The sequence below is a fragment of the Oerskovia merdavium genome (assembly GCF_014836755.1).
Classification (GTDB): domain Bacteria; phylum Actinomycetota; class Actinomycetes; order Actinomycetales; family Cellulomonadaceae; genus Oerskovia; species Oerskovia merdavium.
In genome coordinates this window covers 50,472-65,106 of sequence record NZ_JACSQF010000014.1, presented here as the reverse complement: position 1 = coordinate 65,106, position 14,635 = coordinate 50,472, and the positions used below count along the sequence as shown (strand labels likewise).

General features: G+C 74.5%; 10 protein-coding genes. 2 read left to right on the top strand and 8 right to left on the bottom strand.

Annotated elements, in window-relative coordinates; genetic code table 11:
* The 5 genes from H9641_RS13850 to H9641_RS13830 form a co-directional block, all read right to left on the bottom strand.
* Window positions 1-2,919, bottom strand: a 2,919-nt coding sequence (locus tag H9641_RS13850) for a PHP domain-containing protein (RefSeq protein ID WP_225220475.1), incomplete at its 3' end; no start/stop codon positions are given.
* Window positions 2,912-4,621, bottom strand: coding sequence for a DNA polymerase Y family protein (locus tag H9641_RS13845; RefSeq protein ID WP_191804733.1), 1,710 nt, complete (start codon window positions 4,619-4,621; stop codon window positions 2,912-2,914). The genes H9641_RS13845 and H9641_RS13850, both read right to left, overlap by 8 nt.
* Window positions 4,618-5,382 carry a hypothetical protein gene (locus H9641_RS13840; RefSeq protein ID WP_191804731.1) on the bottom strand — a complete coding sequence of 255 codons (765 nt, stop codon included), beginning with the start codon at window positions 5,380-5,382 and terminating at the stop codon, window positions 4,618-4,620. The genes H9641_RS13845 and H9641_RS13840 overlap by 4 nt, the downstream gene beginning before the upstream one ends.
* 293 nt (window positions 5,383-5,675) lie before the next feature.
* On the bottom strand, window positions 5,676-6,062 hold the full coding sequence (locus H9641_RS13835) for a hypothetical protein (protein WP_191804729.1): 387 nt from the start codon (window positions 6,060-6,062) through the stop codon (window positions 5,676-5,678).
* Window positions 6,063-6,166: 104 nt separating this feature from the next.
* Complete coding sequence (locus H9641_RS13830) at window positions 6,167-8,839, bottom strand: discoidin domain-containing protein (protein ID WP_191804727.1); 2,673 nt, start codon at window positions 8,837-8,839, stop codon at window positions 6,167-6,169.
* Window positions 8,840-9,149: 310 nt separating this feature from the next.
* Here H9641_RS13830 and H9641_RS13825 point away from each other — a divergent pair, with 310 nt between their 5' ends.
* Both H9641_RS13825 and H9641_RS13820 read left to right on the top strand, forming a co-directional pair.
* Complete coding sequence (locus tag H9641_RS13825; protein WP_191804725.1) at window positions 9,150-9,695, top strand: YbhB/YbcL family Raf kinase inhibitor-like protein; 546 nt, start codon at window positions 9,150-9,152, stop codon at window positions 9,693-9,695.
* On the top strand, window positions 9,692-10,285 hold the full coding sequence (locus H9641_RS13820; protein ID WP_191804723.1) for a YbaK/EbsC family protein: 594 nt from the start codon (window positions 9,692-9,694) through the stop codon (window positions 10,283-10,285). Before H9641_RS13825 ends, H9641_RS13820 begins: the two co-directional genes overlap by 4 nt.
* Before the next feature lie 44 nt (window positions 10,286-10,329).
* On the opposite strand, the gene H9641_RS13815 is transcribed toward H9641_RS13820, so the two are convergent.
* The 3 genes from H9641_RS13815 to H9641_RS13805 form a co-directional block, all read right to left on the bottom strand.
* Entirely contained in the window at window positions 10,330-11,280 is a 951-nt protein-coding gene (locus tag H9641_RS13815; RefSeq protein WP_191804878.1) for a siderophore-interacting protein, read from the bottom strand.
* A gap of 117 nt (window positions 11,281-11,397) precedes the next feature.
* A complete protein-coding gene (locus tag H9641_RS13810) occupies window positions 11,398-13,560 on the bottom strand; it encodes an iron ABC transporter permease (protein ID WP_318244589.1) in 2,163 nt (720 codons plus the stop codon).
* The gene (locus H9641_RS13805) at window positions 13,557-14,546 is read right to left on the bottom strand and encodes an ABC transporter substrate-binding protein (RefSeq protein ID WP_191804721.1); all 990 of its coding nucleotides are present in this window, start codon (window positions 14,544-14,546) and stop codon (window positions 13,557-13,559) included. The genes H9641_RS13810 and H9641_RS13805 overlap by 4 nt, the downstream gene beginning before the upstream one ends.
* Between the last annotated feature and the right edge of the window lie 89 nt (window positions 14,547-14,635).

Genomic DNA, 14,635 nt, shown 5'->3' with positions numbered 1-14,635 from the left:
GCCCGACGGCGCCCCCTCCCCGGCCCCCCGGCTCGCCGACACCCCGGGCAGCCGCTCGACCCCCGCCTTGACGCCCGACGCGTCGACGTCCGGGCGCAGCGCCGTGACCCCGTGACGGCGCGCGTCCGCGACGAGCGACTGCGGCGAGTAGAACCCCATGGGCTGCGCCGCGAGCAGGCCCGCGAAGAACGCGGCCGGGTGGTGCACCTTGAGCCATGCGCTCGCGTACACGAGGTACGCGAACGAGTAGGCGTGCGACTCGGGGAACCCGAAGTCCGCGAACGCCTTGAGCTTGTCGAAGATCTGCTCGGCGACGTCCGGGGCGACCCCGTTCTTCGCCATGCCCGCCAGGAGCCGCCCGTGCAGCGCCTCCATGCGCTCGACCGACCGCTTGGAGCCCATCGCGCGGCGCAGCTGGTCGGCCTCCGCCGCGCTGAAGCTCGCGACGTCGATCGCCATCTGCATGAGCTGCTCCTGGAACAGCGGCACGCCCAGGGTCTTGGCGAGCGACTTCTCGAGCAGCGGGTGCAGGTACGTGACCTCCTCCCGTCCGCGCGCCCGGTTGATGTACGGGTGCACCGAGCCGCCCTGGATGGGGCCGGGGCGGATGAGCGCGACCTCGATCACGATGTCGTAGAACGTGCGCGGCTGCAGGCGCGGCAGCGTCGCCATCTGGGCGCGCGACTCGACCTGGAACACCCCGACGGTGTCCGCCGCGCACAGCAGGTCGTAGACCGCGGGGTCCTCGTCGGGCAGCGAGTGCAGCTCGAGGTCCAGACCCTCGTGCTCGGCGATCAGCTCGAACGCGACCCGGATCGCCGTGAGCATCCCCAGGCCCAGGAGGTCGAACTTCACGAGCCCCGCGTCCGCGCAGTCCTCCTTGTCCCACTGCAGGACCGTGCGCCCCTCCATGCGCGCCCACTCGACGGGGCACACCTCGATCACGGGCCGGTCGCACATGACCATGCCGCCCGAGTGGATGCCGAGGTGCCTCGGGAGTCTCAGGAGACGCTCCGCGAGGCTCAGCACCGGACCCGGGATCTCGCCCTCCTCGGCGGCCGACGGCGGACGGTGGGCGGGCACGACGTCGTGCGGGTCGTCGGAGCGCAGCGCGGGGTCGTCCCGCCGGTCCGCGTCGTCGTGAGCCAGCGGGTCGACGACGCGACCCGACAGGTCCGGGGTCCAGTCGGCGTGCCCCGCGTGCGGGCGGTCCGCACGTCGCCGCGACGGGCCCTGCCGGCCCTGCTTGCCCTGCTGGGGTGCACCGGTCCCCCAGACCTCGGCCATGCGGGCGTCCTTGGCCGCGGTGCGGGTCACGACGGCGGGCCGACCGACGGGCGTCGTGACCGCCCCCGCCCCTGCCGAGGCCGGGGCCCCCGCCGGAGCCGCCCCGTGCGCCCCGCGCGCGGCGATCGCCCGGTCGCGGGCCGCCCGGTCCGCCGCGGGCGACGACGGGTCCGGCCCGCGCAACGACCCCCAGCGCTCGATCGACTTGCTCCACGCGTCCTGCTGCCCGACGTCGTGCCCGAGGGCCCGCGCGGCGTCCCGCACCGCGGACCGGGGCCGGTAGGAGATGACGTTGGCGACCTGCGCCGCGTGCGTGCGCCCGAACCGCTCGTACACGTACTGGATGACCTCCTCGCGGCGCACCGACTCGATGTCGACGTCGATGTCCGGCGGCCCGTCCCGCTCGGGCGCGAGGAAGCGCTCGAACAGCAGGCCGTGCTTGACGGCGTCCACGGCCGTGATGCCGAGCGCGTAGCAGACGGCCGAGTTCGCGGCCGAACCGCGCCCCTGCGCGAGGATGCCGCGCGTGCGGCAGAACTCCACGAGGTCGTAGACGATGAGGAAGTACCCGGGGAACCCGAGCTGCTCGATGATCGCGAGCTCGTGGTCGATCTGCCGCCACGCCCCGGGCTCGCGCTCGGCCTCGCGAGGGCCGTAGCGGTCGGCTCCCCCACGCTCCACGAGCACGCGCAGCCACGACCGCTCGTCGTGCCCGTCCGGGACCGGGTACGGCGGCAGCTCGGGGGCCACGAGGCGCAGGTCGAACTGGCACTCGGCCCCCAGCTCCGCGGCCGTGACCACGGCCTGCGGGTGGCGACGGTGCCGGTCGAGCATCTCGGCCGCCGAACGCAGGTGCGAGGTGGGGGCTCCCGGCAGCCAGCCGTCCATGTCGTCGAGCGACGACCGGGCGCGCACGGCCGCGAGCGCCCCCGCGAGGGGCGCGTCGCGGGGGCGCGCGTAGTGGACGTTGCCCGTCGCGACGAGCGGCAGGCGTGCACCCGTGGCCAGGTCGGCGAGCGCGTCGCACAGGTCGCTGTCGCGGGGGTCGCCCGAGTCGGTGATCTCGACGGCCACGTTGTCCGGGCCGAAGACCTGGACGAGCCGGTCGAGCTCGCGGCGAGCGGCCCGCGGCCCCTCGGTGAGCAGCGCCGAGCGCACCGCGCCCTTGCGGCAGCCCGTCAGGACGAGCCACTGGCCGCCCGACTGCTCGCCGAGCAGGTCGAGACGGTAGTCGGCCGCCCCCTTGGTACCCGTCGCGAGGTGCGCGGTCGCGATCGCGCTCGACAGGTTGCGGTACCCGTCCGGGCCGCGGGCCAGGACGAGCAGGTGGGACGCCCGCGGGTCCGGCACGCCCGTGGGCGCGTCCAGGACGGGGGCAGCACCAGGGACGGGTGCGTCGGGCAGGTGCAGCTCGGCGCCGAACACGGTCGGCAGGGACACCGCGCGCGCCGCGGTCGCGAAGCGGACCACCCCGTACAGGCCGTCGTGGTCGGTCACCGCGAGCGCGGACAGCCCCAGGTGCGCGGCCTCGGCCGCGAGCTCCTCGGGGTGGCTCGCGCCGTCGAGGAAGCTGAACGCCGAGTGCGCGTGCAGCTCCGCGTAGCGGGGCGCCGAGCCGGCGGGCCTAGTCATAGACGGCCTCCACGGTCCAGCGCCCCTGGGCGCTCGCGAGCAGCACGCCGCGCCCGTCGTCGAGCAGCACCTGCAGGTACGCCCGACGGCGCGGGGTCTGGCTCCACCAGCGTTCGGCGAGCGGCCACGGCCCGGCCCAGCCGAGCACGCGGGCCGAGCGCGGCCGTCCCGACTCCCACCGCACGGTCGCGGGCGGTGCGCTCATCGCGAGGCGCACGTCCACGCGGACGGGGGCTCCGCCGTCGTCCAGGACCGTGACGTCCTCCGGGACGTCCAGCACGAGGGCCGGCGCGGGCTCGGGCAGGCGCCCCGGCCACGGCAGGTCCGCGCGACGCGGCGCGGGGGCCGCGTCGCCCCACGGGGCGAGGTGCACCTGGTCGTGGACGTCGCGCCCGCCCTGCGTGACGACGCTCAGCACGCCGTCCCCGCCCAGGAGGCCCTGGACACGGCCCAGCGCACGCTGGGCGCGCGCGTCCTCGCCGCTCGACGCGCCCCACAGCCGCGGCTGCTCGACCCCTGCGGCCACGACCTCCTCCGCGGTGATCGCGAGCCGCACGAGCGGTGAGGGCCGGTCCTCGGGCAGGTCCGGCAGGTCGTCGAAGGCCGTGCCGTCGTCCGGCTCGGTCCCCCGAGCGTCCCGACGCGGGCCCTGTCGCCGCTGCCGCTGCTCCTGGCGCCGGCGCTGCCCCAGCGCGACGCGCGACGCCGTGAGCCACCCTTCGAGCTGCCAGCGCACGCGGTCGGTGATCCGGGCCGCGGTGAGCCCGCCCATGGCCCCGTCGTCGCAGCGCCAGGTCCGTTCGAGCTCGCGCCCGTCCTCGGTGCGGGCCGTGATGCGCAGCCGACCGCACGACGAGGACCGCTCGACGAGCTGGGCGTGCAGGTCCTCGGCGAGCCTCCGGGCCGCGAAGGTCGCGACGTCGACGCGCTCGGCGGGCGGGTCGAGCTCGCACTCGACGGCCACGTCCGCCTCGATGCGGCGCCTCGCGGGCGGGCGCAGGTCCTCGCCCTGCGCCAGGCGCTGGGCCCACGCGCCCAGGTCGCCGAAGCGCGAGCGCACGCTCGCTGCGGGCAGGGCCGCGAGGTCCGCGAAGGTCCGCAGCCCGAGCCGCCCCAGGAGGTCGACGAGCTGCGCGACGGGCTGGGCGTCGCCCACGACGACGTGCGCGAGCTCGCCCAGCGGGCGCGGGGCGAGGTAGGCGCGCGAGGTCCCGGCGGGCACGACCGCCGAGGCCCGCGCCGCGAGCACGGCCGCGAGGATCCCGTCGGCGACGCCGACCTGGCTCTCGTGGCCCGTGTCCTGCGCGACCCGCTCGACGAGCACCTGCGCGAGACGTTCCTCGGTGCCGTGGTAGCGCGCGGGACCGCCCGAGGGCAGGAGCAGGAGCCCGGGGCGCGCGACCTCGATGCCTGCGACCACGGTCTCGGCCGCGAGCGCGACGGGCTCGAACTCGCGCGCGTCGCGGCCGTCGTCGGCGTCGAGCAGCTCGATCTCGGGGCAGCACTCCTGCGCCCGACGGCGTCGCATACCCCGGCGCACGCCCTGCGCCCGGGCGGTGGCCGAGACCGCGAGGACCCGGCGACCGTCGTGCGTGGCCGCCGGCACGTGCGCGGGGACCTGGGCCGCCCTCATGGCCGCGAGGACCGGCCAGTCCGGCACCCACAGGACCGCTGTGCGGGTGGCCGTGGTCTCGGTGCTCATCCGACGAGCCGGAGGCCGGGCGGGGTCTTCTCGACCTGCCGCGGGTTCTTCACGGCGTGCGCGCGCAGCGGCAGCTCGACCTGGCGCTCGATGCCGCGCGAGGCCCCGGCCCGCCCGCTGCGCTCGACCGTCAGCCGGCGCCGGCGGAGGTACCCCGCGCCCTGGTCCACGCCCGACCACGTGCCCTCCCGGACCGTGAGGACCACGTGCGCACCGGCCCAGGGCTGTGCCGCGACGAGCAGGTTGCCGCGCTCGCGGGCACGCGAGGTCAGCCGGCGGCGGTCGGTGTCGGTCAGTGCGGCCTGCGGGCCGACCACGACGACGTCGATCCCGTCGAGCAGGGCCGCGACGGCTGCCGCGGCGTCGGGTCCCGGGGACGGGACGAGCGCGACACGGCCGAGGTCGATCCCGGCCTCGGCCGCTGCGAGGACCCCGAGGCGGGGGAACCCGACCATCGCGGTCCAGGCCCCCGTGCGCGAGGCCTCCGACAGCAGCGCGAGCAGGAGCGAGGTGGAGCCGTCGACCACCACCGCGGTACCGCGCTGCAGACCGCCGAAGGGCAGCAGACCGGTCAGCTCGTCGGGGACCGGGAGGAGCCTCTCCTCCCCCGTGCTCCCCGGTGCCCGCCGGGCCGAGAGCTCCGCGCGGCGCAGCACCGACCGGGCGAGCAGGGTCCGCTCGGCGTGCGTGGGGCCGGTGGCGCCTGCGGTGTCCGCGGGGCCGCCCAGGGCCGCCAGGAGGGCGTCGTCGACCAGGGTCATGACACCTCCTGCACGCTCGAAAGACATTCGAACAGGTGTTCGAACACTTCCAGTACACGCCTTCCCCGAGGGGGTGTCAACTCGCCCGAGCCCCTCGGCGCCGGGGGTCAACCAGTGGTCGATAGTTCGTCGAGCACGCAACTATCTACTAGGCATCCGGGCATTCCGGAAGTCTCATTCGTCGCCTCAACCTTGGTCAGGAATCGGCGGATTCCCGGCGATCTCAGACCCTCCTGCACGGCGCCACGCGAGGCCAGACCCTCGAGCGGCACTCGAGAGAACGACGACCTGCGTCATCGAGCGTGCGAGGGGCGGACCCGGAGCGCGAGGACCACGTAGACACCGACCGCGACGAGGCCGGCCAGGGCCCCCAGGACCGTGGAGGCGCTCGGCCCCTCGTCGACCGTCCGCCAGGTCCCGAGCGCGACCCCCACCCCCGTGAACAGCCCCAGGAGGACGAACGCCGCCTTCTCCCCCGCGAGCGGCCCCCGGCGGCGCACCGTGATCGCGATACCGAGCGCGGCCACGAGGGCCAGGGCACCGAACAGCACCACGGCGGTCGTGGTGTCGTGGATGAAGTACCCCCTTCCTCGCCGCTGCTGCATCAGCAGGATGGGGGCGATGACCGCCAGGATGATCAGGACGACGCTCTGCGTCGTCCCCTTGCGTCGCTTCTGCACCCGCACATGGTGGCAGACGCGACACCTCGGCAGCCCCGGACGAACGCCCGAGGGGCCCGGCCTGTGCAGGCCGGACCCCTCGGGCGTTCGTCGTGCGTCAGGCGTCAGCCGCAGGCGGTCCCGGTAAAGGGGACCTCGACGGATCCTGCCTGCCCGGGCGAGTCCGCCGGGGAGACGTCGACGACGGCAGTGCCACCCTCGACGCCCACGGCTCGCGTGCTGAACGCGGCGTGCGCCCGCTTCTCGGGCGAGAGCGCGGAGAAGGTCCGGCTGCCGTACGGCGTCGTGACGACGACGTCGACGGGCGCCGCGTCGTCGTTGACGACGTCGACCGACAGCTGGGCCCGTCCGGCCACGCACCGCACGGTCGCGGTGGCCGTCACCTGCACGGGCTCGGCGGGCGCCGCCCCGCGCACCTCGAGGTCGTAGAGCGACAGGTACGGGTTGAGGCTCTTGGCCGTCGTCGTCACCCTGACGTACCGTGCGGCGGTCGCCGGCACGGGCAGGACGTCGGTGCGCGCACCTCCCGCGAGCCCGGTCCTGGTCACGAGGGGGGACCAGGCGGCGCCGTCCTGCGACACCTCGACGCGGTAGGCGGTCGCCGAGGCGGCCTCCCAGCGCAGCGTGATCTCGTCGACCGTCCTGGCCGTGCCGAGATCCACCTGGACCCAGGGCTGCGCGCTGTAGTCGGCCGACCATCGCGTCGAGGGGTCGCCGTCGACGACGTTGGCCGCCGTCATGGTCGTGCCCGACTCGACGCCCGAGGCCGTCGCGACGGCACCCAGGGCGAGGTCCGGGCGACCCAGGACGCTCAGGCGCCACGCGCCGACGCCGTCCGGACCGCCGACGACCGAGCTCAGCCGGACGTACCGGGCCTCGTGGGCGGCGAACGACGCCCGGTCCACCCCGGCCCCGGTCGCGTTGCTGTGCCGGGACGCCCTCGTCCAGGTGGACCCGTCGACCGAGACCTCGACCGTGTAGCTCGTGGCTGCTGCCGCGGTCCAGTCGACCTCCACGGCGCCGACCGTCTGCACCGACCCCAGGTCCACGGTGAGCGTGGCGGGCGCCGTCGACCGCGTGCTCCAGCGCGTCGTCGTCTGGCCGTCGGTGAGGTGCTCGGGACCGTTGCCCTCGTCAGCGGACGAGGCCGTCACGGTCGCGCCGTGGCTCAGCTCGCCCGCGAGCTGGCCGCCTCGCGTGAAGTCGACCACCTCGATGCCGGGGCCCAGGCCCAGGGTGCGCGTGAGCGCCGAGAACTGCGCGAACGTGAGCTCGGGCGTCGCGCCGTCCCAGGTCTTCTGCGCGATCGTCGGGAAGGACAGCTCGACCAGGCCGTGCACGTCCTGCTGCGTGTAGTCGGCGTGCACGAGGTCGTTCCAGACCGCGAACATGGCTCCCTCTGCGGCCCCCTCGGGCACGGTCTTGTTCCCGGTCCGGTTGGGCGCCCAGGACGAGTACAGCCACTGGTTGTTGAGCCCGTTGCCGTGGTAGTAGCTCGCGAACGGGACGACGTACAGCGTCGAGTCGTCGGTGTTGAGGAACCGGTAGCCGTCGGCGTACGCCGACTCGATCGAGTACCAGCCGCCGTTCCACGAGTTGATCGTCACGTCACGGTCGTAGCCGTTCGCGTTGCCGTGCATCTGGGTGAAGCTCCCCCAGGCGCGCGGGTGCTTGCCGAGGCTGCGGACGTGGGCAGCCATGGTGTTGAAGTAGTCGCGGAAGAGCGCGGGCGACGCGTAGTACTCGTCGACCCCCATGTGGACGTCGGGGCCCTCGAACCACGGCGCGAACTCGGTGAAGATCGACTTCATGACCGCCGTCGCCTCGGGCTTGCTCAGGTCCAGGTGGTCGGAGTTGCCGCCGTTCGTGCCGAGCTCGGGCTTCCAGCGGACGACCGAGCGCGCATGGGCGGGCCCCTCGATCTCCGGGATGATCGTCACGGCGTGGGCTGCGGCGGTGTCCTCGAAGGACTGCCAGTCCGCCCGGTCGTAGGCTCCGTCGGTCGACGCGAGACCCGCGAACGCGGGGTTGTCGGACTGGAGCCGGAAGCCGGCCTGAGCGTCGGCCCAGTTGCCGCCCGCGGGGCTGATCTCGTTGTCCATGAGGTGGATCTGGAACTCGTTGAGCTTGAACCAGCTCATCATCGAGATGTAGTCGCGGACGAACTCGGGCGTGAAGAAGCGCCGCCCCACGTCGAGCATGAAGCCGCGCGAGGCGTAGTCGGGCCAGTCGACCGACTCCCCGACGGGCACGCTTCCGCGGCCCGGGCTCTGGACCAGCACCTGCAGGAGGCTCCGGGTCCCGTAGAAGGCCCCCTGCTCGGTCGGTGCGGCCACGGTCACGCGTCCCGGGTCGACGTCGAGGACGTAGCCTTCCTCGTCGAAGCGCTCGCCGCCCGCGGCGTGGACGAGCGTCGGGTCGACGACCAGCACGATGTCGCCCTCGTCCGGTGCCGCGTCCACGGCGACGGGGACCGTGCGGGCCGTGAGGTCGGCGATGTCCGCCGCGACCTGCGCGCCCATCTCCTCGAGCGCGGCAGGGACGACGATCCGGGTCGAGGAGTCGAGATCGAACGACCCGCTGCCTCCCGTCCACTCCTTGAGCGTCGGGACGACCGCGGGCTTGGCGTTGGTGGCGTCGGCGGCCGCGGGAGCCGTCAGGGCGACGCTCCCGGCGGCCGTGCCGAGCGCGAGGGCGAGGGCGGTGGCCGAGGCGACCGCCCGTCGTCGGGCACCGGACGACCTGCGTCCGGACAGGGGCCCTCTGGTGGGGCTCACGGGTGGTGGGACTGCGTGCATGGCGACCTGCTCTCTGGTCGGCGATGCGCCCGGGGGTCTGCCGGGACCGGTGGCGATCGACGCTCGTGACATGGCATCTGTGGCACTCACTGCGTGGCCCGAGGATCGCCCGGGCAGTCACCAGATTTGCAGTGGTGACGGAGTTTGTCAATAGCGGGGCCTAAACAAGCACAATCCTGCAAAGTGTGGTTCGCTGGGCGGGCAAGGGGGGACAATTCACCGCGCGCTTCCGACGCCACCGACGACCCCGCACCTGGCCCCTCCCCCGCCCACCGGGCACGATGGGACGATGAACCTCGCCGACCGGCCCCTCGCTCCCGACCCCTACTCGCTCCTGCCCCAGGTCCCACGCTTCAGCGTCACGAGCGACGACGTCGCGCACGGCGAACCCATGGCACGCACGCACGCGGCCGGCGGCGACAACCGGTCGCCCGAGCTGTCCTGGAACCACTTCCCCGCGGCCACACGCTCGTTCCTCGTGAGCTGCTTCGACATGGACGCGCCGACCCCGGCGGGCTACTGGCACTGGACCGTCGTCAACGTGCCCGCGTCCACCGTGACGCTCGCGCAGGGCGCAGGGTCGCCCGGAGGCGGTTACCTCCCGCCGGGAGCGGTGCAGACCCGGCACGACGGCGGTGGGCCGGGCTACCTGGGCGCCGCACCCCCGCCCGGCGACAGACCACACCGGTACGTGTTCGCGGTGCACGCACTCGACGTCGAGACGCTCGACGTCACCCCCTCGACGACCGCGACCGCGGTCGCCATGGCGGCCGTGTTCCACACGATCGGGCGAGCGACCATCACGCCGACCTACCAGGTCCTGGTCGCCGCATGAGCCACGACGGGATCGACCGCCTCACCCTTCCGACCCTCGGCGACCTCGACTGGGTCCCCGCGACGACCCGGCCCGACCTGCTCGCACCGGCGGTCGCCGAGGCCCTCGCCCGGTGGACCGCTCAGGACCCCCGCGTCGCCGAGCAGGTCGCCGTCGTCGAGATCGACCCGGACCTCGCCGACACCGCGACGCTCAACGCGGCCCACGACCTGCCGCCCGCGGTCTCCGCGAACTGCGTCCTGGTCGCCGGGCGGCGCGGCGGCGACGAGCGGATCGCCGCGGCCGTCGTGCGGGCCACGACCCGGGCCGACGTGAACACGCGCGTGCGGTCGCTGCTCGACGTGCGCAAGGCCTCGTTCCTGCCCATGGACCGCGCGGTCGCCGAGTCCGGCATGGAGTACGGCGGGATCACCCCGATCGGGCTCCCCGAGGGATGGCGCGTGCTGCTCGACGCCGCCGTCGCCACGGACGGCGAGGCCGCGCTGATCGGGAGCGGGCTGCGCCGCTCCAAGCTGCTGCTGCCGGGGGCCCTGCTCGCGCGGCTGCCCGGGGTCGAGCTGGTCGAGGGGCTGGGCGTGCCGGTGGGGTGAGCAGCCCTCACGGCCGTCAGCCCTCGGCGCGGCCCTCACGACCGTCAACCCTCGGCGCGGCCCTCACGCCAGTAGCCCATGAACGCGACCGACCGACGGTCCACACCGCGCTCGGACACGAGGTAGCGCCGCAGCGTCTTGATGACCGAGGCCTCCCCGGCGAGCCACGCGTAGAGCTCGGCGCACGCGACCAGGGGTGCGCCGTCGTCGTCCACGGGAACCTCCCAGAGGATGTCCGTGTCGACGTCGACATCCTCGAGCTCGGCCACCTCGCCGGCCGTGCCGGGGCGCGCCGCGAGCCCGCGCGCGGCGCAGGTCAACGAGTGGGTCGCACCGCACACGTTGCGCTCGAGCAGGCGGTCCGCGGCCTCGCGGACGGCGGGCACGAGCAGGTCGCCGTGCACCCGGCCCTCGCGGGCGAGCCAGGTGACGTTCACGCCGGCGGGCGCCGTGACGGGCAGGACGTCACCGGCGTGCGGGACCTCGAGGAAGACCTCGCCGACCTCGTCGGCCGGGAGGGACTCGAGGATCGAGGCGATGGCCGGGACCGCGGTCTCGTCCCCGGCGAGCAGCAGCGCGTGGCTGCGGACCGGGCGCGAGAACTCGACGCCGCCGTGAGCACCGTGCCACAGCCCGTTGGGGCCCAGCAGGACGACCTCGGTACCGGGGCGCGCAGCGAGCGCCCACCGGGACGCGGGGCCCGCGTCGCCGTGCAGGACGAGGTCGACGTCCACCTCGGAGACCTCAGGACGCACCGCGCGCACGGTGTAGGTGCGCAGCGGGTTGCGACGCTCCTCGGGCTGGGCGCGCCACGCGGCGTACCACTCTCCCGTGCGGTCGAGGTGCTCGAAGCCGCCGTCGGTCGCGGGCAGGACGAGCTTGATGCGCTGGTCCAGGCCGTTGTCGGCGAACTCGTGCAGGTCGTGGCCCGTGAAGGTCACGCGCAGGAAGCTGGGGGCCAGGCGCTCGACCCGTCGCACCTGCACGTCGAACATGCGGAACGGGGAGATCTCCTGCTCGGTCACGACACTGGTCTGGCTCACGTAGGCGAGCCTAACCAAACATCGGGCTCGGGTGAACCCCCGGACCCGTCCCTGTGGTCGGGATCACTCTCACGCCTCACGGCCGCGGCTGCGCCACAGGAGCCACACGAAGTACGGCGCACCGATGAGCGCCGTCGTCAGGCCCGCGGGGATCTGGGCGGGTGCGATGACCGTGCGGCCCACGGTGTCGGCGACGCTCACGAGGACGGCCCCGAGCAGCATCGAGACCGGGATGACGCGACCGTTGCGGGACCCGACGAGGGCCCGCGCGGCGTGCGGGGCGACGAGACCCACGAAGCCCACGACGCCGACCGCGCACACCGCCGCGGCCGTCAGCACCGCGCTCGCGCCCAGGAGCAGCAGGCGCGTGCGGTCGAGGCGCAGACCCAGGACCCGCGGGGTGTCCTCGTCGAGCGCCAGGACGTCCATCTCGCGCCGGTGGAGCACCGCGACGGGCACGACCACGAGCAGCGCGAGCACGACGGGGACCACGTGCTCGAGCGTGCGCCCGTACGTGGACCCGGACAGCCAGGTGAGCGCGAGGTTGAGGTTCCACGGGGCCACGACGACGATCACGAGCGTGGTCAGGGCCGTGGCCCCCGCACTCATGCCGATACCGATGAGCACGAGGCGGTCCGAGCTCAGCCCGCCCCGGTACGCCAGGCGGTAGACGATCGCGAACGTCCCGAGCGCGCCGACGACGGCCGCCACGGACATCCCCACGATGCCGACGCCGGGCACGAGCAGGACGACCGCGACGGCCCCCAGGCCCGCGCCCGCGGTCACGCCGAGCAGCCCCGGCTCGGCCAGCGGGTTGCGGCACACGGCCTGCACCACGGTTCCCGCCAGGCCCAGCGCGGCGCCCGCGAGGATCGCGGCGAGCGCGCGCGGGAAGCGCTGGTCGAGCACGAAGCTCACCTGCTTGCCCGCCCGGTCGGCGGCCCAGTTGAGGACGTCGCCCGTGAGCAGGAGCCGGTCGCCCAGCAGGAGCGCCGCGATCGTGGCCGCGACCAGGAGCGCGACCAGGACGGCCATGACCACCAGCGCGCGGCGCGAGGTGCGCGGCCGGACGTGCGCGGCCCGGGTCCCCGCAGCAGGTCCCGAGTCCTTGAGGCGGCGCGCGAGCCACACGAGCGTCGCGGCGCCGAACACGGTCGTGATGACGCCCGTCGGGACGGCGACGCCGTAGGTGCCGGGCAGCACGAGGCGCAGCAGGACGTCGGCGCCCAGGATGACGATCACGCCCGCGATCCCCGAGAGCGGGATGAGCACACGGTGCCGGTTGAGGCCCGGCACCTTGCGCGCCACGAGGCGCACGATCACCGGGGCGCACAGCCCGACGAACCCGACCGGGCCCGCGACCGTGACGGCCGTCGCGGACAGCAGGACCGCGAGCAGGATGGTCACGACGCGCGTGGCGCGCACGTCGATCCCGAGCACGGTCGCGGTGTCGTCGCCCAGCGCCAGGAGGTCCAGCCGGTGGGCCACGAAGACCAGCCCGCCGAGGCCCACGACCACGAGCGGGGCCGCGAGCGCGACCTGCGACGTGCCGGACTGGACGATCGAGCCGCTCCCCCACGCGAAGAGCCCCATGGTCTCCTGCTGGAACAGCACGAGCAGCACGGTCGTCAGCGAGTGCAGGGCCAGGGTGATCGCGGAGCCCGCGAGGATCAGCCGGGTGGGCCCTGCCGCACCGCCGCGCGCCAGGACGAGCACCAGGCCCGAGGCCGCGAGGCCACCGATCAGCGCCAGGGTCCCCGAGAGGTAGAACGGGAGCGTCACGCCGACCACGGCCGCGCCCACGACCGCGACGTAGGCGCCCGCGTTGACCGCGAGCGTGTCGGGCGAGGCCAGCGGGTTGCGCGCCACGGACTGGAGCGCGGCTCCGGCCGCGCCGAGCGAGACGCCCACGAGGAGGCCCGCGAGCAGGCGGGGCAGGCGCGAGGCGACCAGGACGGCGGCCACGGTCCGGTCCGCGTCGGCATCGCCGCCGGTCCCGCCCACGACGAGCCTCAGCAGGTCGCCGAGGCCGACGTCGGCCGTCCCCTGCGTGAGGTGGATCGCGGCCAGCACCAGGACGACGAGGATCGCGACGACGAACGCCGAGGCGACCGTCAGGCGGAACCGGACGCGCGAGCGCCCCAGGGGAACCGGCGGGGCCAGGAGCCCCGAGGAGTCGTCCGGGACCTCGCTCTGGGCCGTCGAGAGTCCCCCCGGGGCGCTCGTGCTCACTGGGTCAGTGCCGCGACGAGCGCGTCGACGTAGGCGCCCGCCGAGGCCGGGCCGCCGAACATCCAGATGCCGTCGGGGATGCGGTGCACGTCACCGGCGACGACGAACGGGAGCTGCTGCCAGATCGCGTTGTCCTTGAGCCCGTCCGCGAACGGGTCGGCCTCGGAGTCGCTCGCGGCGTAGACGAACTGGACGTCGCTCAGCGCCGTGAGGCCCTCGACGTCGGTCTGCGCGAGGCCGTAGTCGGGGTCGCCCTCGCCGGTCCAGGCGTTCTCGAGGCCCAGCTCGGCGCCGACCGCCCCCAGGAACGAACCGGGCGTGTACATGCGCACCGAGACGGTGCCGTTGTTGACCCAGCCGTCGGCCATGACGTACGAGGCGCCCGCGACGCCGGCCTCGTCGAGGGCCTTCTTGCCCTCGGCGACCTTGGTGTCGAAGCCCGCGAGCAGCTCGGCACCCTTGTCCTCGGTACCCGTCGCGGTCGCGAGGGTCTCGACGGTCTGACGCATGTACCCGATCGGGTCGGTGCCGTCCGAGCCGCGCAGGGTGACGACGGGCGCGATGTCCTCGAGCTGGTCGATCACGTTGTCGGCCGTGTCCGTGGTGACGGCGATGAGGTCGGGCTCGAGCGCGGAGATCGCGTCGAGGCTCGCCTCGCCGCGCGTGCCGACGTCCGGGGTGGAGGCGTCGAGGGGCACCGAGGTGTCCCAGGTGTTGTAGCCCTCGACGTCGGCCTGGCCGACGATGTCGACGCCGAGCGCGAGCAGGTTCTCGGTCAGGCCCCACTCGAGCGAGACGACCTCGGTCGCAGGAGCGTCGAGCGTCTGCTCGCCGCGCTCGTCGGTGAAGGTGACGGGGCCCGCGTCGGAGGCGGCGGTCGCGTCGGCCGTGCCGGCGTCGGCCTCCTCCGTGGTGCCGCACGCGGTGAGGGTGAGCGCTGTCACGAGCAGGACGGCGGGCAGGCCGGTCCGGAGGGTCGTTCGCATGGGGGTCCTGTGTCCTTGAGGTGCGGCCCGCGCCGGGACGGCGTCGGGCTCGGTGGGCCACCGCGCGGGGGTGCGCGGCGGCACGGGGT